This window comes from Devosia sp. 63-57 (genome assembly GCF_001899045.1).
Lineage (GTDB): Bacteria > Pseudomonadota > Alphaproteobacteria > Rhizobiales > Devosiaceae > Devosia > Devosia equisanguinis.
The window spans coordinates 179,200-198,139 of record NZ_MKUY01000004.1 but is presented as its reverse complement, the minus strand read 5'-3'; the positions used below and the strand labels follow the sequence as shown (position 1 = coordinate 198,139).

19 protein-coding genes are annotated in these 18,940 nt (G+C 61.6%); 12 read left to right on the top strand and 7 right to left on the bottom strand.

Annotated elements, in window-relative coordinates:
* Positions 1–4: 4 nt before the first annotated feature.
* The gene (locus BGO80_RS06140) at positions 5–691 is read right to left on the bottom strand and encodes an alpha/beta hydrolase (protein ID WP_286719998.1); all 687 of its coding nucleotides are present in this window, start codon (positions 689–691) and stop codon (positions 5–7) included.
* A 185-nt stretch (positions 692–876) separates the two neighbouring features.
* Between BGO80_RS06140 and BGO80_RS06135 the strand changes: the two genes are divergently transcribed.
* From BGO80_RS06135 to BGO80_RS06125, 3 genes are all read left to right on the top strand, one after another.
* Positions 877–1,980, top strand: coding sequence for a zinc-binding metallopeptidase family protein (locus tag BGO80_RS06135; RefSeq protein ID WP_286719996.1), 1,104 nt, complete (start codon positions 877–879; stop codon positions 1,978–1,980).
* 31 nt (positions 1,981–2,011) lie between these two features.
* On the top strand, positions 2,012–2,470 hold the full coding sequence (locus BGO80_RS06130; RefSeq protein WP_286719993.1) for a GNAT family N-acetyltransferase: 459 nt from the start codon (positions 2,012–2,014) through the stop codon (positions 2,468–2,470).
* A gap of 350 nt (positions 2,471–2,820) precedes the next feature.
* Positions 2,821–3,795: a PRC-barrel domain-containing protein gene (locus tag BGO80_RS06125; protein WP_286719991.1), complete on the top strand. Its 975-nt coding sequence runs from the start codon at positions 2,821–2,823 to the stop codon at positions 3,793–3,795.
* Between the two features lie 71 nt (positions 3,796–3,866).
* Here the strand turns inward: BGO80_RS06125 and fliJ are convergent, their stop codons facing one another.
* Both fliJ and fliI read right to left on the bottom strand, forming a co-directional pair.
* Positions 3,867–4,280, bottom strand: a complete 414-nt coding sequence (gene fliJ / locus BGO80_RS06120; RefSeq protein WP_126149915.1) for a flagellar export protein FliJ — start codon at positions 4,278–4,280, stop codon at positions 3,867–3,869.
* A gap of 64 nt (positions 4,281–4,344) precedes the next feature.
* Entirely contained in the window at positions 4,345–5,673 is a 1,329-nt protein-coding gene (gene fliI, locus BGO80_RS06115) for a flagellar protein export ATPase FliI (RefSeq protein WP_126149916.1), read from the bottom strand.
* A gap of 452 nt (positions 5,674–6,125) precedes the next feature.
* On the opposite strand from fliI, the gene ctrA reads away from it, so the two are divergent.
* Both ctrA and BGO80_RS06105 read left to right on the top strand, forming a co-directional pair.
* Positions 6,126–6,833, top strand: coding sequence for a response regulator transcription factor CtrA (gene ctrA / locus BGO80_RS06110; RefSeq protein WP_086470550.1), 708 nt, complete (start codon positions 6,126–6,128; stop codon positions 6,831–6,833).
* Between the two features lie 130 nt (positions 6,834–6,963).
* The gene (locus BGO80_RS06105) at positions 6,964–8,238 is read left to right on the top strand and encodes an RNA polymerase sigma factor (protein WP_286719986.1); all 1,275 of its coding nucleotides are present in this window, start codon (positions 6,964–6,966) and stop codon (positions 8,236–8,238) included.
* 58 nt (positions 8,239–8,296) lie between these two features.
* Here BGO80_RS06105 and rpoH read toward each other — a convergent pair whose 3' ends face one another.
* A complete protein-coding gene (gene rpoH / locus BGO80_RS06100) occupies positions 8,297–9,169 on the bottom strand; it encodes an RNA polymerase sigma factor RpoH (protein ID WP_126149918.1) in 873 nt (290 codons plus the stop codon).
* A 261-nt stretch (positions 9,170–9,430) separates the two neighbouring features.
* Positions 9,431–10,456, bottom strand: a complete 1,026-nt coding sequence (locus BGO80_RS06095; RefSeq protein ID WP_286719984.1) for an RluA family pseudouridine synthase — start codon at positions 10,454–10,456, stop codon at positions 9,431–9,433.
* On the opposite strand from BGO80_RS06095, the gene BGO80_RS06090 reads away from it, so the two are divergent.
* On the top strand, positions 10,455–10,805 hold the full coding sequence (locus BGO80_RS06090; RefSeq protein WP_126149920.1) for a DUF6476 family protein: 351 nt from the start codon (positions 10,455–10,457) through the stop codon (positions 10,803–10,805). The two genes, BGO80_RS06095 and BGO80_RS06090, sit on opposite strands and share 2 nt — an antisense overlap.
* 15 nt (positions 10,806–10,820) lie before the next feature.
* On the opposite strand, the gene BGO80_RS06085 is transcribed toward BGO80_RS06090, so the two are convergent.
* Positions 10,821–11,840 (bottom strand): hypothetical protein, encoded by a 1,020-nt coding sequence (locus BGO80_RS06085; RefSeq protein WP_286719981.1) that lies wholly within the window; start codon positions 11,838–11,840, stop codon positions 10,821–10,823.
* A gap of 175 nt (positions 11,841–12,015) precedes the next feature.
* Positions 12,016–12,585, bottom strand: a complete 570-nt coding sequence (locus tag BGO80_RS06080; protein WP_126149922.1) for a DUF1134 domain-containing protein — start codon at positions 12,583–12,585, stop codon at positions 12,016–12,018.
* Between the two features lie 126 nt (positions 12,586–12,711).
* On the opposite strand from BGO80_RS06080, the gene BGO80_RS06075 reads away from it, so the two are divergent.
* The 6 genes from BGO80_RS06075 (at position 12,712) to BGO80_RS06050 (ending at position 18,849) form a co-directional block, all read left to right on the top strand.
* On the top strand, positions 12,712–13,179 hold the full coding sequence (locus BGO80_RS06075) for a YHS domain-containing (seleno)protein (RefSeq protein ID WP_126149923.1): 468 nt from the start codon (positions 12,712–12,714) through the stop codon (positions 13,177–13,179).
* Between the two features lie 74 nt (positions 13,180–13,253).
* Positions 13,254–13,943, top strand: coding sequence for a histidine phosphotransferase ChpT (gene chpT / locus BGO80_RS06070; RefSeq protein ID WP_126149924.1), 690 nt, complete (start codon positions 13,254–13,256; stop codon positions 13,941–13,943).
* A gap of 81 nt (positions 13,944–14,024) precedes the next feature.
* Positions 14,025–14,390 (top strand): response regulator, encoded by a 366-nt coding sequence (locus tag BGO80_RS06065; protein WP_126149925.1) that lies wholly within the window; start codon positions 14,025–14,027, stop codon positions 14,388–14,390.
* A gap of 159 nt (positions 14,391–14,549) precedes the next feature.
* Positions 14,550–16,481, top strand: coding sequence for an ATP-dependent zinc metalloprotease FtsH (gene ftsH, locus BGO80_RS06060; RefSeq protein WP_126149926.1), 1,932 nt, complete (start codon positions 14,550–14,552; stop codon positions 16,479–16,481).
* A gap of 111 nt (positions 16,482–16,592) precedes the next feature.
* Entirely contained in the window at positions 16,593–17,936 is a 1,344-nt protein-coding gene (gene glmM / locus BGO80_RS06055) for a phosphoglucosamine mutase (protein ID WP_286719973.1), read from the top strand.
* A 151-nt stretch (positions 17,937–18,087) separates the two neighbouring features.
* Entirely contained in the window at positions 18,088–18,849 is a 762-nt protein-coding gene (locus BGO80_RS06050; protein ID WP_286719970.1) for a hypothetical protein, read from the top strand.
* The last annotated feature ends 91 nt before the right edge of the window (positions 18,850–18,940 follow it).

The window sequence follows — 18,940 nt, the reverse complement described above, 5'->3', positions numbered from 1 at the left end:
CTGCTCAGCTCCTTGCAATGGCCTCTGCGAGCGACAGCGCGAATGTGTCTCCGTGACTGGCACCAGGAAAAATCTGTGTGTGCACGCGCAAACCCTGCCGCCCCTCGAGGCGCGCCGCCAGGCGCTCAAGGCGTTCTGGCGTTGTCAGCACTTCGCCATTGCGGCTGACTTCACTATCGCCCATGCTGAGATCAAGCGCTCGCACGCCTCCCGCCAGAGGTTCATTATCCACCAAATGGTGCTCCAACGCATAATCGCCCCACCAGAGCGAAGGGCTCGCGGCGTGCAGCAACGACACACCATGTCCGCTCCGGGTGAGCATCCAAAGGGCAAAGAGCCCCCCATAGGAATGGCCCCATAGGGCACGAGACGGCGCCACAAGGCCGAACCGCGCCTCGGCCTGCGGCATCAGGTCCTGCGTGAGAAAAGCCAGGAAATCCGCGGCGCCACCATGGGGCCGTTCCAGTGCCAGGCGCACCCCGCCATCCCATTCCAGCGGCGGTGGCGGCGTATAATCGCGCGACCGATGCTCAAGATGAAATCGGCTTGCTCCAGCATAGCCGATCAGCACCAGAGCCAGCCCCGGACGCGCGGCCAGCCAGTCTGGCTTCAACATGGAGAGTGCCGCATTGCCATCGAGCGCGTAAAGCACGCGCTCCGGCGCGCTGGTCACCGGGTGCACCAGCACCATGTCCCGCTCTCCCAGGCCGATGCGCTCCTGCGAAAGTTCGGCAGAAAATTCTCCGGTCCGTCCTGCATCAGTTCGCCCTCTCTTGCCGTCTCGATTGCCTTGGCGTCCTGACATAAGCTCATGCGCCAGGCGATGGAACGCATCGGCCCCGGCCGGCATTGTCGCTGCATTCTCGGGGCCCCATCATGAAGCTCTTCTCCTGCGACCATTGCGGCAACACTGTTTACTTCGAAAACGCGGTGTGCGAGCGCTGCGGCCATGCCCTCGGCTATCTGCCGCAAGAAAATGCGCTGGTGTCGCTGGAGGCGGATAATGGCGCCTTCACCACTCCGGCGCTGCCGGGCAAGCGCTTCATCTATTGCGCCAATGCCGCGCATGCGGCCTGCAACTGGCTGGTCGAGGAACAACCAGGCGGCGATGTCTTCTGCGCCGCCTGCCGGCATAACGAGACCATCCCCCCAATCGACGACCCGATCAATCTTGCCCGCTGGCAAACCATCGAGCGGGCCAAAAAGCGCCTGTTCTATTCCCTGCTTCGCCTCGCGCTCCCCCTGGCAACACGGGCGGAAGATCCCGAGCATGGCCTGGCTTTCCGTTTCCTCGCCGATGGACTGGCCACCGAGCCGGTAATGACCGGCCATGAGAACGGCATCATCACCATTTCACTGGCGGAAGCCGACGATGCCGAGCGCGAAAGTCGCCGCACCGCCATGGGTGAACCCTACCGCACCCTGCTGGGCCATTTCCGTCACGAAATAGCGCATCACTATTGGGATTTGCTGGTCGCCGGGCAGCCCGCGGAAACTGGCTTCCGCGCGCTTTTCGGCGACGAAACCCAGGATTATGGCCAGGCTCTGACCACTTACTACGCCAATGGCGCGCCGCAAGGCTGGTACCAGACTCACATCAGCGCCTATGCCACTGCCCATCCATGGGAAGATTTCGCCGAAACCTTCGCGCACTATCTGCATATCGTGGATACCGTGGAGATGGCGGCGGCCTTCGGCGTTCGCGCCAGGCCGCGCACCCAGGACCCCAATCTCGTCGTCCCGCCCGTCAGCTTCGACCCCTATATGGCTCCCGACATGGCGGCTATTATCGACAACTGGATTCCACTGGCCCTGCTGCTCAACAATCTCAACCGTGCCGTCGGTCAGCCCGATGCCTATCCCTTCATCCTGACGCCTGTCGTCATCGACAAGCTCAGCTTCATCAATGACCTCGTGCATCAGGCACCGGTCCTCAGCCAATTGGCCGCCCTGGACCAGGACACCATTCCGGCGGCTTGAGGCGACGCCGCGGGGGCGCTAGAACGAAGCCATGAACGCGCTCACCATCCTGCCAGTCCCTGCTTTTTCTACCCTCTGCAACGCGGCCTTCACGCTGCGGCGCGAGGTCTTCGTCTGGGAGCAGAAGGTTCCCGAGGAAGAGGAACACGATGGGGACGATCTCACCGCCACCCATTTCGTCGCCATTGCCCAAGGCGAAGTTGTGGGCACGCTGCGCCTGATCAAACGCCCCGAGCATACCAAGATCGGGCGCGTCGCAGTGCGCGGCAGTTTTCGCGGACAGGGGATTGCGCGCTCTATGATCGAGGCGGCGATGCTCCAGGCCCGCGCTGCTGGTGAACAGCGCTTCTACCTCACCGCCCAGTCGGACAAGCTTGGCTTTTACGAAAAGCTTGGTTTCGTGGCGTTCGGACCCGAATTCATGGACGGCGGCATGCCACACCGGGCCATGCGCGACTATGACAAGGACAGTGCGGTTCTACTCGATTAAGGTTTTGTTGACGCATTAACCCGAGCTGCACTGGTCTGCCTCACCCAATCCACTAATCTGTGGCCCATCGGTCGTGCTGCGTCTCATGCCGCAGCGCGCCGCCAATCGGTAACGCGGGCGAGAGCCATGACGGGCCCAAGAACATAACCCCTTATGGGGAGGCGAAAAGGCCGGCGCTGCACCGCAGTCGCCGGCCTTTCAATTGGTTCCGGAAGATTGCGGCAATTAACTGCGGAACGGCTCGCGGAGTCGATGCGTTGAGCAGGCATGAAGGGTCGCACGGTACGTCACCGGAAAGTTTTGCACCGTGCGACCCTGTTCACCGCAACGATGAACCCGAGGACCTTACTATGATCCGCACTCTGCTGACCACTACTGCTGTTGCCGTTCTGATGAGCACCGGCGCCTTCGCCCAGACCACCACAACCCCCGCTCCGGCCACCGAAGCCCCGGCCATGGAAGCTCCCGTGACCGGCACCAATGTGGATAGCGGCGCTGTGCAGACCACCGATGTGCATCAGCCATGGGACATGTCTGCCGGCTATGTCGCCGCTGACACCGACAATCTCGGCTCGCGCCTGATTGGCCAGCCGGTCTATTCCGGCACCGGCGATGACGCCGAAGAGATCGGCAATATCAGCGATATCGTTTTCTCTGCCGACGGTGAAATTACCGCTGTCGTGATCGGCGTCGGCGGCTTCCTGGGCATTGGCGAAAAGTCGGTTGCCGTTGATTTCGGCTCGCTCGAATTCACCCTTGCTGCCGACAATACCGAGCGCTGGGTTCTCCCCACCACTGCCGAGGCTCTGACCAACGCGCCCGAATTCGTATGGGCTGAAGATGAGCCGGTTGATGCAGCAGCACCGGGCGGCGCCATGGCCCCCGTCGACACGATGGCACCTGCTGCCACCGATAGCATGGCTCCGGCCGCTCCGGTCGCCACCGACAACATGGCTGCCAATCCTGGCGCTATGACTCCGCGCGAAGGCTACGCACCGATCCAGCGCGATGCCCTCACGGCCGATAACCTCACTGGTGCCACCGTGATTGGCCCGAACAATGAGGACATTGCACAGGTCGGCGACCTCTTGCTCAACCAGTCCGGCCAGATCGATGCCATGCTGATCGACTTTGGCGGTTTCCTGGGCATCGGCCAGAAGCGCGTTGCCGTTGGTCTCGACAATATCGAGTTCGGCTCCAACGAAAATGGTGATGTGGTCGTTTACACCAATTTCACCCGCGAACAGCTCGAGGCTATTCCTGAGTATAACGAGGAAACCTACGCGACCGACCCGTCGCAGCGCCTGAACACCACCGCCATGTAAGTCTGGCGGCTGGCTAGAAACAACGAAAGCCGACCTTCGGGTCGGCTTTCTTGCATTTGCGCAATGGTGACTTACTGCCCGCGGAAGCGCAGGCGCGCCACTTCGTCATAATCCTGCTGTTCGAGCTTGTTCTGCTCGTCCCGTTCGCGCTGATGTTCGCGCTGATCGAGCAATTCCACTTTCTTGAGATCTTCGAGCGCTTCAGCCAGCGCATCCTGCGCCGCTTCCAGCTTGCTCTTCATGTCATTGGCCGACGCCAGCAGGTTGTCCCGGCGCTGCAAAGCCGCCTTGGCAAAGGTGGAATAGGCGAAATGGGCGACATCGGAAATGCCGGTCTTGGTATGCTCGATCTCGATCTGCTGGTCGAGTTCGGACGCCATGCGCTCGAAATCGGCAATCATCATCTCGATCTGCGCGACCTGACGGCGCTTTTCGTCCACCTGGAACTTCTTGAGCCGAATGAGGCTCTCGCTGCGCGATTTCAAGACCTGTACTCCTTACACATCAAGTCAGTCCTGGGCGGCCCTTCCTAACACTGGCACCGTCCCATCAACCCAGCGCGTCCGCTTCCGCCACGATCTGCGCCAGAAGGCGATAGCCTTCGGCGATCGAGGTGACATCTTCCCGTTTCTGGCTGAGGAACCCCTCCAGCGCCGGGTTGATCGCGATCGCAAGGTCCACTTTTGGATCTGACCCTTTCCGGTAAGCCCCCAGCCGGATCAGTTCCTCCATGTCGGCATAGAGCGACATGAGTTCCCGCGCCCGCGCCAGAACCGGCCGGACATCGTCCGGAACGCAGCCTGGCATGGTCCGCGAGATGGACCGGAGCACGTTCACCGCCGGGTAGCGACCCCGCTCGGCAATGCCGCGCTCCATCACGATGTGCCCATCAAGAATGCCACGCACGGCATCCGCAATGGGCTCATTGTGATCATCACCTTCCACCAAAACGGTAAAGAGACCGGTAACGGAACCCGAATTGGGCGTCCCTGGGCCGGCGCGTTCGAGCAATCGTGGCAATTCTGTGAAAACCGTCGGCGGATAACCCTTGGCCGTGGGCGGCTCGCCGATGGCCAGGCCGATCTCGCGCTGGGCCATGGCAAAGCGCGTCAGGCTGTCCATCATGCAGAGCACGCGCCGTCCCTGATCGCGAAAAAACTCGCTTACCGCCATCGAGATATAGCAGGCCTGTCGCCGCATCAGCGCCGCCTCGTCGGAGGTGGCCACCACCACCACGGCCCGCTTGAGACCCTCTTCACCCAGATATTCCTGGATGAACTCGTGCACCTCGCGCCCGCGCTCGCCGATCAACCCGATGACCGAGACATCCACATCAGTATTGCGCGCCAGCATCGACATCAGCACAGACTTGCCCACGCCCGAGCCGGCAAAGATGCCCATGCGCTGGCCTTCGCACATGGTGGTAAAGGTATTGAGGCACCGCACACCCAGATCAACCGGATCGCCCACACGCGTTCGGTCATGTGCGGCCAGAGGAGATTGGCGCAGTGGATAGGCGCGCGCGCCCTGCGGCAGCGGCCCCAGCCCATCAATTGGCTCCCCCATGGCGTTGATCACCCGGCCCAGCCAGCCGGTCGATGGCGTAACCGACCCATCATGGCGGCGGAACACCGCCTTGCAGCCGAGCCGCACCCCGCTCAACTCGCCAAAAGGCAGGCAGAGCGCCCGGCCATTGCGAAAACCGATGATCTCGGCCGCCAGGTCCTGCCCGTCACTGCCTGCGATCATCACCCGCCCACCCACGCGCAATTCGCGCACCGGCCCGACAATCTCGATAAGCAGACCCTGCACGGATTTGACCCGGCCGAACACCTCAACATCGTCGATGGCGTCAATCGCCGAGATCAGGGCCTTCATGGCGGTGCACATCCAGTCTAGACTAGGCCGGCTATCCCGAATGCGGCGGAGCCTATGGTTTCCGCCAAGGGTCGAATCGCGCCGACATTGCGAATCGGAGCGTAACCGATCGTTAACCGAAAAGCGCTAACCAGAGAGTACAAGCGCTAATTGCGTCCCATGGCTGGACCGTGCGCAAACCCCCGTCAGTGGCAACGATTGCTTGAGTCTGCAGAGTCTCTTGGCTTGCAAACTTAATGTTTTACCTTAAGAAAAATTCACCAAATTTATGTTGCAATTTCAATGGCTTAAACTAATTTTGTCTTACCAAGCTTTGCGTATTGCCGAAGCGAATTAAACTTTGTTAACTAATTGAGCTTAGGCTTCAGTCATATCCAGTAGGGTTGGAGCGGGAAGGGCGCAAGGCCTTCATCCCGCATGTTCCAGCAGGAACGAATGACAAGGGGAATATAATGCGGGTACTCCTTATTGAGGACGACAGCGCGACCGCGCAGAGCATCGAACTGATGCTGAAGTCCGAAAGTTTTAACGTCTACACCACCGATCTCGGTGAGGAAGGCGTCGACCTCGGTAAGCTATACGATTACGACATCATTCTTCTGGACCTCAATCTGCCAGATATGAGCGGCTATGAGGTGCTGCGCACCCTTCGCGTCGCCAAGGTTCAGACACCTATACTCATCCTGTCGGGCCTCGCCGGCATCGAGGACAAGGTTCGTGGTCTCGGCTTCGGCGCCGACGACTACATGACCAAGCCCTTCCATAAGGACGAACTCGTGGCCCGCATCCACGCTATCGTCCGCCGTTCCAAGGGCCATGCCCAGTCGGTCATTTCGACGGGCGACCTCATGGTCAACCTCGACACCAAGACCGTCGAGGTCCAGGGCGCACGCGTGCACCTGACCGGCAAGGAATACCAGATGCTCGAGCTGCTCTCGCTGCGCAAGGGCACCACCCTCACCAAGGAAATGTTCCTCAACCACCTCTATGGCGGTATGGACGAGCCGGAACTGAAGATCATCGACGTCTTCATCTGTAAGCTGCGCAAAAAGCTCAGCGTTGCCACCGGCGGCAAGAATTACATCGAGACCGTCTGGGGTCGCGGCTATGTGCTGCGCGAGCCCGACGAGAACGAGGTCTATAGCGAGAACGTGGCCTGATCCGCATCGGCTGCTGTTCGCTTTAAGATCAAACCCCGTGCCCCAGGCGCGGGGTTTTCTGTTTTCGGGGTGGCGTCGAAATCTGCTAATCTCGCGCGTCGGGGAGGTATGAGACGATGCGCAACGAATTATGGACATGAGCGACCGGCGGGAAACCGACCGCGCCATCAATGCCGTGTGGCGCCTCGAGCAGGCGCGGGTCATTGCCGGGCTCACCCGCATGGTGCGGGATATCTCTCTTGCCGAGGAACTGGCGCAGGACGCGCTGATGGCCGCTCTTCGCACCTGGCCGGAAACCGGGGTTCCCAACAATCCCGGCGCCTGGCTGATGCAAGCCGGCAAGCGCAAGGCCATCGACCTATTTCGCCATCGCAAGATGGCCAGCACCAAGCTGGAGCAAGTCGGTCGCCTCCTGGAGGACGAGGTGCCTGACACCGAAACCGCCCTTCATGAGCAGCTGGACGACGATGTCGGCGATGACTTGTTGCGGCTGATCTTCACATCCTGTCATCCCGTGCTTCCCGCCGAAAGCCGTGTAGCGCTCACCCTGCGCCTGATCGGCGGCCTGACTACCGAGGAAATCGCCCGCGCCTTTCTTGCCAACGACACCACCATCGGCCAGCGCATCGTGCGCGCCAAGCGCACCATTGCCGAGGCCGGCGTGCCCTTCGAAGTGCCGCGCGGCGAGGAACGGCAGGACCGGCTCGCCTCGGTGCTGGGCGTGCTCTACCTCATCTTCAACGAAGGGTATTCGGCCACTGCCGGGGAAGACTGGATGCGCCCGCAGCTCTGTGAAGAGGCGATGCGCATGGGCCGCATTCTGGCGGGTTTGATGCCCGAAGAGCCAGAGGTCCATGGTCTCTTGGCACTGATGGAATTGCAGCATTCCCGCGCCGGCGCCCGCACCAATGCCAAGGGCGAGCCCATCCTGCTGCCCGACCAGAACCGGGCGATGTGGGACCAACTGATGATCCGGCGCGGACTCGAGGGCCTGCTGCGCGCCCAACGGCTCGATCGTGGCCTGGGTCCCTACACCATCCAGGCTTCCATTGCCGCCTGCCACGCCCGCGCGCGCCAAGCCGAGGATACCGACTGGGCCGAGATCGCCGCGCTTTACGGACTGCTCAGTCGCGCCACCCCCTCCCCGGTGATCGAACTCAATCGCGCCGTCGCCATCTCGATGGCGCAGGGCCCCGCCTTCGCGCTGCCGCTGGTCGACGCCATCCGCGAGGAGCCCGCGCTCAAGAACTATCACCTGCTTTATGGCGTGCGCGGCGATCTCCTGCGCAAGCTCGGCCGCCACGCCGAAGCCAGTGCCGAATTTCGTATGGCCGCGGGTTTGACTCGCAACTCCAGAGAACGAGCTTTTCTTCTGGCTCGGGCGGACGAGCCAAGCGACAGTTGAAACAAAAAAACGCCCCAGCCGAGGCCGGGGCGTGAAATTCATCTGACGGCCAAGTCGATCAGGCGTCGGCGCGGGCAGCGCCGCGGACGGCTTCCTGCACCTTTTCGAAGGCACGCACCTCGATCTGGCGAATGCGCTCGCGGCTGACGTCATATTGCTGGGCCAGCTCTTCCAGCGTTGCCGGATTTTCCTTCAAGCGGCGGGCCTGGAAAATTGCCCGCTCACGCTCGTTGAGCACATCCATGGCATTGGTGAGCAACGACATGCGCTCATCATGCTGCTGGCTGTCGCCCAGGCTGGTTTCGGCATCAGGCGTATCGTCCACCAGCCAATCCTGCCATTCGGACGAGCCCTCATCCGCCCGCATAGGCGAATTGAGCGAAGCGTCGCCGGACAGGCGTGCATTCATCTCCACCACGTCGTTTTCAGTGACCTTGAGAGTGGTGGCGATCTGCTTGATCTGGTCGGGATGCAGCGCACCGTCCTCGAGTGCCGCAATCTGGCCCTTCACCTTGCGCAGGTTGAAGAACAGACGCTTCTGCGCCGCCGTGGTGCCGATCTTTACAAGGCTCCAGCTGCGCAGCACATATTCCTGAATGGCGGCACGTATCCACCACATGGCGTAAGTCGCCAGTCGGAAGCCCTTTTCAGGCTCGAAGCGCTTGACCGCATGCATGAGGCCGACATTGCCTTCCGAGATCACTTCGGAGATCGGCAGGCCATAGCCGCGATACCCCATGGCAATCTTCGCCACGAGGCGCAGATGGCTGGTGATGAGCTTTTGCGCCGCGCCGGGATCGCCATGTTCCTTATAGCGCTTGGCCAGCATATATTCTTCATCCGGTTCCAGCATGGGGAACTTGCGGATTTCCTGAAGATAGCGGCTAAGCCCTCCCTCGGCGGAGAGGACAGGAAGATTGGTTTGGGCCATTGACGCACCCCCTTTCGACATCCCCCGCATTGCGCGGGCGGAACGCCATCTCCTGTCCGGCAGGCACAAGAGACAGCACATTTTCTATATAGGTCGCACTTTGGCGATTTTAAGGGCGGGCAATTGCAAGAAACGTTACAAATTGGAGAGGTTCGTTTCCGACCTGCGCGGCCGCCGCTCTATTCATCGGCATAATACGATAAAGCGGCGCAAAGTTCAAACACGTTGACGTGACGCCGACGCAATCGCGGTCAGGCGCACCTAAGCGACCGAGTGATCATAGGCGTCCAGCGCATCCTGCAGGGCCTGCAGATCCTCGGGCAAATCCGCCTCGAACAGCATTTCCTCGCCAGTGGCAGGATGCTCGAAACCAAGTTCTGCGGCATGCAGCGCCTGTCGGCCCAGATTGCGCACGATATCGGCCAGGTCCTCAGGGAGCTTGTTCACCTTGGTCACAAACCCCGACGCATAAAGCGCATCGGCGACAAGTGGGTGGCCGATATGAGCCATATGGACGCGGATTTGATGCGTGCGGCCGGTTTCGAGTTGGCATTGAATGCGAGTGACGTCCCAGCCATCGCCACCATAGCGGCCTTCTACGGCATAGTGCGTAATCGCTTCGCGACCATGGCGCAGCACCGCCTGCTTCAACCGATTGCCGGGGTCGCGCCCCAGAGGCGCGTCGACCGTGCCGACACCCGACTGCGTCGTGCCCCAGGCAAAGGCAATATATGCGCGATGCAATGGACCGGTGCGTCCGTGATCAGCAAATTGGGCCGAGAGATGCTTATGCGCCTTTTCGGTCTTGGCGGCGACCATCACCCCGGATGTGTCCTTGTCGAGGCGATGCACGATCCCCGGTCGCTTGACCCCGCCAATGCCCTTGAGGCTGTCGCCGCAATGAAAGATCAGTGCATTGACCAGCGTGCCATTGGGCGAGCCGGGTGCGGGATGCACCACCATGCCGACCGGCTTGTTGATGACGATCAGATGGTCGTCCTCATAAAGGATATCGAGCGGAATGTCCTCGGCCTGCGGCTCGGGATCTTCCGGGGGCGGGGCAAGAAGGGTGATTGTCTCCCCGGCCTTCAGTCTATATTTGGGTTCGCTGACACCAGCCCCGTCGACGCTGACGGCGCCACCAAGGATTAGGTCCTTGATGCGGCTGCGGCTCAAAACGTCGTGGGCTTTGGCCAGCACGGCATCCAGCCTGCCGCCGGCCATGTCGGCATCGACGACAACCTCAATGGGCTCGCCCTCGAACTCGAAATCGGTATCTTCTGCCATGAGCAATCCTGAACAACCGCAAGCCAACGCCGAAACGGACGAGAAGCTCTCGCCTGAAGCGCTGGCCCTGTTGGGAAAAGCGCGCCGATCCTTCGGGATTTCGATCGGCATCCTGTTGCTGGGCTTTATGGCGATTGGCTTTGCGCTTGTCTATCGCGTCATGCGCGACAGCCCGCCGCCGGCCATTGCCGACACGATCAGCATTCCCGCCGGCGCCCAGGTGGTTTCCGCGCTCAACACCGACGGCACCATCCAGGTAACTTATCAGGTGGGCGGCGCGACCATTTTGAGCATTTTCGATGCGGCCACCGGCGCGCTGCAGCGCACCGTACAGATCGGCAGCGAATAAGGAGACAGGGACGTTTCAGCGTCCCTGGATTTCCCGGAGCGCGGCCAGCCGGTCCGAAACCGATCCCCGCTGTGCCCCGCTCGGGGTCGGCAACATGTCCTCGCTTTCCCCATCCTCGGCAAAGCGCTGCACTCGATCAAAGAGGCTTTCTTCCGGCAGCGCGTTGGAGCGCTGCTCATTGTCCACCGCATAGACCAAGCGACTGACGCTGGCGGCGATGTCATTGAGCCTGTTCCGCAAATGCCCTTCGTCCACTCGCTCGCTTTGCCAGTCGGCCACGATCGAGCGTTCGACATCCCCCACCTGGCGACGCAGACTGTCGAGCTCGTCTTCCATAGACAATTTGTCGGCCAGCAATTGCTCGGGGCGCCCATCGCTGGGGTCCATGGCCTGGCTGGTTTCGGCCAAGAGTGCATTGAGCCGGCTTTCGGCGCTGGCAAAGCGCGCCTCGGCATCGACCAGATCCTCGGCATCATCCTCAGGACGCTGAGCCTTTGTGGCCGGGACGGATTGTGCATCATCGCGACCAGTTGAAGTCAGGCCGCCCACTGGGCGACCTTCGGCGCCAAGCGACTGCCGAAGCGCTGCGATTTCACCGTCGCGGGTTTCGAGATCGCGATCGCGCATCCGCAGGCGCTGCGCCAGATCGGTGCTTTCCTTTTCGAGCTGTGCCACCCGGGCCCGCAATTCGGCCTCGCGCTCTTCGAGCTCGTTTACCACCGAAAGATGCTGCTCGCGTTCGGCCTTGAGCGCACCAAGATCGGTGCGCTTCTGGTTCACATCGCCCAATTGCTCGGCCAGGCGCTTGCGCAGCGTCTCGACATTCATCTCCAGCCGACGGGTCGAGAGCGCAAATTCGGCACGCAACTGATCCTTGTCCGCACGGAATTCGGCCATGGTAATGGGCGTGGCGGCCTCGATGCGGCGCTTGGTCAGACGCACTGCGCGCTTCCACACTGCCGGCAGGATGACGAGCGCCACCAGCCCCGCCACCAGCAGGCCCAGCGCGAAATACATCATGTTCTCGATCAGCATCGAGCAAGTCTCCGACGCGGGCGGCACTACGGGACGGGCAAGGCCATTATCGGCCTATGTGACAGCAAAGCCGGCCATCTGCCATCTGGGGCAAGGATTAACCCTAATGGCTTTGGCCGGCGCCGTCACGCCTTGGACTGCGGTTTGTCGCCTCTGCGACCCGGACACAATTGCGTCAGAAGGGGTTCCAGGTCGGCTGGTTGGTAAAATTGAGGTAGCCCACATTGATCCCCAGCCGCGCTCCCACACCGGAACGGATGGGCACCACGACCACCGGACCGCGCTTGGTCACGGTCATGCCGAGCCCACCCACGATATAGGCAGACCCATCTACGCCGGGGAATCGCCCGAGCACGTCCTGGATGGCCGAAAGGTTATAGACCAGCATCATGACCTTGGAGCCATCGCCACCGATGTCGAAACCGATGCTCGGTCCCTGCCAATAGATCGAGTACTGCCCGGCATTGCGGGTATAGAGCGTGCCCTCGCCATACTTGGCGCCCACGATCAGCGCCCCGCCGGCTTCTTCGCCCAGAATATAGCCATTGGGCTGGCCGAACTGACCCACCGCGCGCTCGACCAGCGAGGCCAGGCCTTGCGCCGCGGAGCCGAAGAACTCACGGCCACTTTCGACCAGTTCGTCACCCGAATAGCTGTCGCTGAGCGACCCTTGGGCAAAAACGGGCGCGGCAGGCAGCAACAGGGCGAGCAGCAGGGTCGCAGTCTGGACAAGGCGCTTGAGCATGGCAGGTCTCCCGTGGCGAAGCGGCCAGCGGTTACGAGGCTCTTAACGACTATGCGTCAGAGTCGACGGGCCGGCGAGCCGATCATTGGGCGGATCATGACGCAAACCTCTAAACAAATCTTAACCATGATCGCCTTGCTTCTGCCGCTGTTCGGGCCAGTTCCGGCCATGATTACTGCGGCACAGGCGCAGTCAGTGGTTTCAATCATCGTCACCGATCCGCTGACCGGCTACGCCATCGGCGGCATGGACCCGGTATCCTATTTTACCGAGCCGGGCCCCCTGGCCGGCAGGCCGGAGCTCGAATTGAAATGGAAGGGCGTGCCCTGGCTCTTCGCCAGTGCCGCCAATATGGAAATTTTCAAGCGCAATCCTGAGCTCTACTCGCCCCAATATGGTGGCTATGGCGCCATGAGCATGGCGCGCGGCTTTCTCTCGGAAGCCAACCCGTCCATCTACACAGTCTATAAACAGCGGCTGTTCCTGTTCTACTCCGCCTCCAACCGCGAGGCCTTCCTGCTTTCGCCCGACGCCGCGGCGCTGCGCGGTGAAGAGAACTGGCAGGCGCTGTCCAAAACGCTGACGACCCGGTAGTAGGCACCGGGTTCGCACTCTATTGTCCCCTAATTGATTCCCCGCCGACCGGCGGCCGCACGGAGAGAACCACCATGGCCGAAATCATCGAGCTCAAGGCAACCGATCTGGCTGCGATGCTCTGCTCACGGGTTTGCCATGACCTCATCAATCCCATCGGCGCCATCGGCAATGGTCTTGAAGTTCTGACCGACCCGGGCCAGACCGAAATGGCCGAAGGCGCACGCGACCTGATCGCCAGCGCCGCCAAGCAGAGCCGCGCCAAGCTGGAGTTCGCCCGCCTCGCTTATGGCGCCTCCTCGACGTCAGGCACCGATATCGACACGCGCGAATGCGAGCGCGTCGCGCGCATCCTGTTCGAGATCGAAAAGGCCGACCTCGAATGGAATGTGCCGCTCATCCTTTTGCCCAAGCACAAGGCCAAGCTGTTCATGAACATGCTGCTGATCGCGGCTGGTTCGGTGCCGCGCGGCGGCCAGGTTACGGCCTCGATCACCGGACCTGCCGGCGAGGAAAAGTTCGAGTTCACCTCCAAGAGCGATCCCGAAAAACGCCAGAAGACGCTGATCCCGTCCGGCTCGGCCGGGCTTCTCTCCGGCATCCCCGATGAAGGCTTCGTCGACGCGCGCGGCATCCAGCCCTTCTATACCGGCGTTCTCGCCCGCATGACCGACATGGAGATCGCGATCGGTATCGAGAATGACCAGTTCTTCTTCACCGCCACCCCGAAACCGGCAGAAAAGACTGAGGAAGCGGCAGAGTAGTTGCGGCAACGCTAACTATTCACCAACCACTTCGCCTCCATAATTGCGGGCATTGTGCACACTGTTCCCGGACCAATGCTCATGCGGAGCTGCCTGATCGTCGATGATTCCAGCGTGGTGCGCAAAGTGGCGCGCCGCCTTCTGGAAGATCTGGACTATGTCGTCGACGAGGCCGAAGACGGTCAGGAAGCGATCGACAAATGTCGTCAGGCCATGCCCGATGCCATTCTGCTCGACTGGAACATGCCGATCATGAGCGGCCTCGAATTTATCAAGCTACTGCGCACCTATATTGGCGGCGAGAAACCGCGCGTCATTTACTGCACCACAGAGAACGATGTCGGCGCCATTGCCATGGCGCTCCGGGCCGGGGCCGACGACTATATGCTAAAGCCTTTCGACCGCACTATTCTTGAGTCCAAGTTCGACGTCGCCCAGGCTGCGTGACGCTGCAGCGGCATGACAGCTCATTAACCCGTCGCGACAATATGACTGGACGGCAAGGCCGGAACGCTAGAGGTCTTGCCCTTGTAACGCCCCATTGGGGGACTTACATTCGCCCCAAATGCCGCCGCATGGCGTGTCGGCCCCTCCGGGACAGGATTGATGAACGGAAATTTCCGCAACTTTGCCATCTGGCTGGTTATTCTCTTTATGCTGATGGGCCTGTTCCAGGTCTTTCAGTCGTCCACGCGCTCCGTTTCGGTCGCAGACAAGAGTTACAGCCAGTTCGTGACCGATATTGAATCGGGCCGCGTCTCCAACGTGACCATTACTAATAATGTCGTCTCCGGCGTGCTCAATGACGGCAGCCGTTTCGAGACCATTATTCCCGATGGCGCCGACGTCATAACCAAGCTCGAAGACCGCAATGTGAACATCACGGCGCGCGCCCCCGAATCGAGCCCGTTCTGGTCCATCCTGCTCTCCAGCTGGCTGCCCTTCCTCGTCATCATCGGCGTGTGGTTCTTCTTCATCCGCCAGATGCAGGGCGGCGGTCGTGGCGGCGCCATGGGCTTCGGCAAGTCGCGCGCCAAGCTGCTGACGGAAACTCAGGGCAAGGTAACCTTCGAGGACGTCGCCGGCGTCGACGAAGCCAAGCAGGACCTTGAGGAAATCGTCGAATTCCTGCGCGATCCCGGCAAGTTCCAGCGCTTGGGCGGTCGTATTCCGCGTGGCGTGCTGCTGGTCGGCCCTCCGGGTACCGGTAAGACGCTGCTCGCCCGTTCGGTCGCCGGCGAAGCCAATGTGCCCTTCTTCACCATTTCCGGTTCTGACTTTGTGGAAATGTTCGTCGGTGTCGGCGCGTCCCGCGTCCGCGACATGTTCGAGCAGGCCAAGAAGAACGCGCCCTGCATCATCTTCATCGACGAAATCGACGCCGTCGGTCGCCAGCGTGGTGCCGGTCTCGGCGGCGGTAACGACGAACGCGAGCAGACGCTCAACCAGCTTCTGGTCGAGATGGATGGCTTTGAAGCCAATGAAGGCATCATTCTGATCGCCGCGACCAACCGCCCCGACGTGCTTGATCCCGCTCTGCTGCGTCCCGGCCGTTTCGACCGCCAGGTCGTCGTTCCGAACCCGGACGTGGCCGGCCGCGAAAAGGTGCTCAAGGTTCACGTCCGCAAGGTTCCGCTTGCGCCCGACGTCGATCTCAAGGTTCTGGCCCGTGGTACCCCCGGTTTCTCCGGCGCCGACCTGATGAACCTCGTCAACGAAGCGGCCCTGATGGCGGCGCGGCGCAACAAGCGCTTCGTCACCCACCAGGAGTTCGAAGACGCCAAGGACAAGATCATGATGGGCGCAGAGCGCCGCACCATGGCCATGACCGACGACGAGAAGAAGCTGACCGCCTATCACGAAGCCGGTCACGCCATCATCGCGCTCAAGGTTGCCGGCATCGATCCGATCCACAAGGCCACCATCATCCCGCGCGGACGCGCCTTGGGCATGGTGATGACCCTGCCCGAGACGGACAGCTATTCGTTCAGCCGTGAGAAGGCTCTGGCCCGTCTCACCATGCTGTTCGGTGGCCGCGAAGCCGAGATTATCAAGTTCGGTCCGGAAAAGGTCACCTCGGGCGCCTCTGGCGATATCCAGATGGCCACGAGTCTTGCCCGCTCCATGGTGATGGAATGGGGTATGAGCGAAAAGCTCGGCCGCGTCCGCTACAAGAGCAACGACCAGGAAGTGTTCCTTGGTCACTCGGTGACGCAGTCCACCAATATGAGCGACGACACCGCGCGCATCATCGACCAGGAAGTGCGCAAGCTGATCGAGGATGGCGAAGCTTCGGCCCGCGATATCCTGACCACCTACCACGACCAGTGGGAGGCGATCGCCCAGGCCCTGCTCGAATACGAGACGCTGACCGGCGACGAATTGCGCGCCCTGATGGATGGCAAGCAGCCCGTGCGTCCTGACGACAACGGCCCGGCATCGCCCAAGGCGACCGGCGTCCCCTCTGCGGGCAAGGCGGGCAAGAAGCGTCCCGATGCCCCGCCCGAGCCCGGCATGGAACCCCAGCCAGAAAGCTGACGCATCACACATTAAGGGTCACCTCACGGTGGCCCTTTCTCTTTGCCGCCATCTCCGCTATTCCGCCCCAAAGTGGTATTAGCGCAAGCAGACCTTTTGCGGGGACGAATCATGGCCAGGAAATATTTCGGCACCGACGGCATTCGCGGGCTCGCCAATGGCGACAAGCTCACCCCCGAACTGGCGATGAAGGTCGGCATGGCCGCCGGCACCAAGTTCGTCCGCGGCGAACATCGCAACCGCGTGGTTATCGGCAAGGACACACGCCGTTCCGGCTATATGCTGGAAAGTGCACTGGGCGCCGGCTTCACCGCCGTGGGCATGGATGTCTACTTCCTCGGGCCGATGCCGACGCCAGCTGTCGCTATGCTCACCCGCTCGCTGCGCGCCGATCTCGGCGTGATGATCTCCGCCTCGCACAATCCCTATGACGATAACGGCATCAAGTTCTTCCGTCCGGACGGCTACAAGCTCTCCGACGAGGTTGAAGCCGAGATCGAACAGCTGATCGATTCCGACAGCGCCAAGCTTCTCGCCCATGGCATGAGCATCGGCCGCGCCCATCGCGATGAGGAAGCCCGCACGCGCTATGTCGAATATGCCAAGCGCACACTGCCGCGGAATGTCGACCTCTCGGGCCTGCGCATCGTGCTCGATTGCGCCAATGGCGCGGCCTATAAGGTCGCCCCGCTGGCGCTATGGGAACTGGGCGCCGATGTCGTGACCATCGGCGTCACGCCCGACGGCTACAACATCAACCACAAGGTCGGCTCCACCGCCCCAGACGCCGTTGCCGCCAAGGTGAAGGAAGTGCGCGCCGATATCGGCATTGCGCTCGATGGCGATGCCGATCGGGTGATCATCATCGACGAAAAGGGCAATGTCGTCGACGGCGACCAGTTCATGGCCGTAATCGCCCAGAGCTGGCTGGAACGGGAAATGCTTCAGGGCGGCGGTATTGTCGCCACCATCATGAGCAATCTCGGCCTCGAACGCTATCTCGGCGGTCTTGGGCTGACGCTGGAGCGCACCCAGGTGGGCGACCGCTATGTGCTCGAGGCCATGCGTGCCAAGGGCTTCAATGTCGGCGGCGAGCAGTCCGGCCACATCATCCTCTCAGATTTTACCACCACCGGCGACGGTCTGGTCGCGGCCCTGCAATTGCTGGCTGTGCTCAAGCAGCAGGACCGACCGGTCTCCGAAATCTGCGCCCGCTTCGACAAGGTGCCGCAACTGCTGCGCAATGTCCGCTTCAAGTCCGGCAAGCCGTTGGAGCACAAGCTGGTGCGTCAGGCCATCGCCGACGCCGAGGCAACGCTGGGGACCACCGGTCGCATGGTGGTGCGTCCCTCCGGCACCGAGCCGGTGATCCGCATCATGGGCGAAGCCGACGACGCCACGATGGTCGAGACCGTCGTGCGCCAGGTTGAAGCGGCAATCATCGACGTCGCCTGACCCGACTTGCTTGCCCCAGGGCAATGATCGGTGCATCTCGCACAGATTATCTTGGTCCGTTAGGGTTAAGTCTTAGGGTTAAGCTAGATTTAAGAAATCTGGGCCATATTGCCGGAGACCAAGGGTGTCGAGGCAATCAAAGGACCCAATCATGCGCAAGCTTTTCGCTGCGATCATGGCGGCAGGCGCCGCCGCTTTCGCCGGCCCTGTGGTGGCCGCCGATCTTCCCTTCTATCCGCCGGTGATCGAAGTTCCCGATGTGGACTATGGCGTGTCCGGCGCCTTCTATCTGCGCGGCAGCGCCGCCGGCAACATGCTGTGGAGCAAGGAAGCCAACGCCTATGAGTGCCTTGCCCCCTGTGGCGGCCTCGTGGTGACACAGTTCCCCTTCGTCAACATGGGCTACGGCTATAGCGTCGGCGCCGGCTTCGGTTATGAAACCGGCACTGGCCTGCGCTTCGACGCCACCGTCGATTACCTGGCCAATAATGGCCTCAAGGTCACCAAGGGCCCGGCCTATGGTGCCCGCGCCGGTGACTACACGGTCAACCTGCGTTCCACCCTGGCCCTGGCCAACGTCTACTACGACTTCTCGCTGGAAGGCGGTCAGTACGGTTATGGTGCCGCCGGCGGTGCCTTCGGCTATGTCGGCGCCGGCGCCGGCCTCGCCTACAACCAGGTTGACGTTTCCGCTCCAGCTGGCGTCGTCGTTCCCTCGGGCAGCAATACCAGCTTCGCAGCGGCGGGCATGGTCGGCGTCGGCTATGATTTCGGCTCCGTCGTTGCCGATGTCGGCTATCGCGGCGTCTACATCGCCCAGCTCAGCAACAGCGCTGCCGTACCCAACCACGTCTGGGCCGACAACAACTGGGTCCACGAAGTACGCGGCACGCTCCGCTACCGCTTCAACTAAGGACGGCGGCGCAAGGCGCCACCACCCTCTCAGTCTTTGGATCGGCGCTCCCTTGGGGCGCCGATCTTGTTTCTGCATGCTTGCAAGCCTT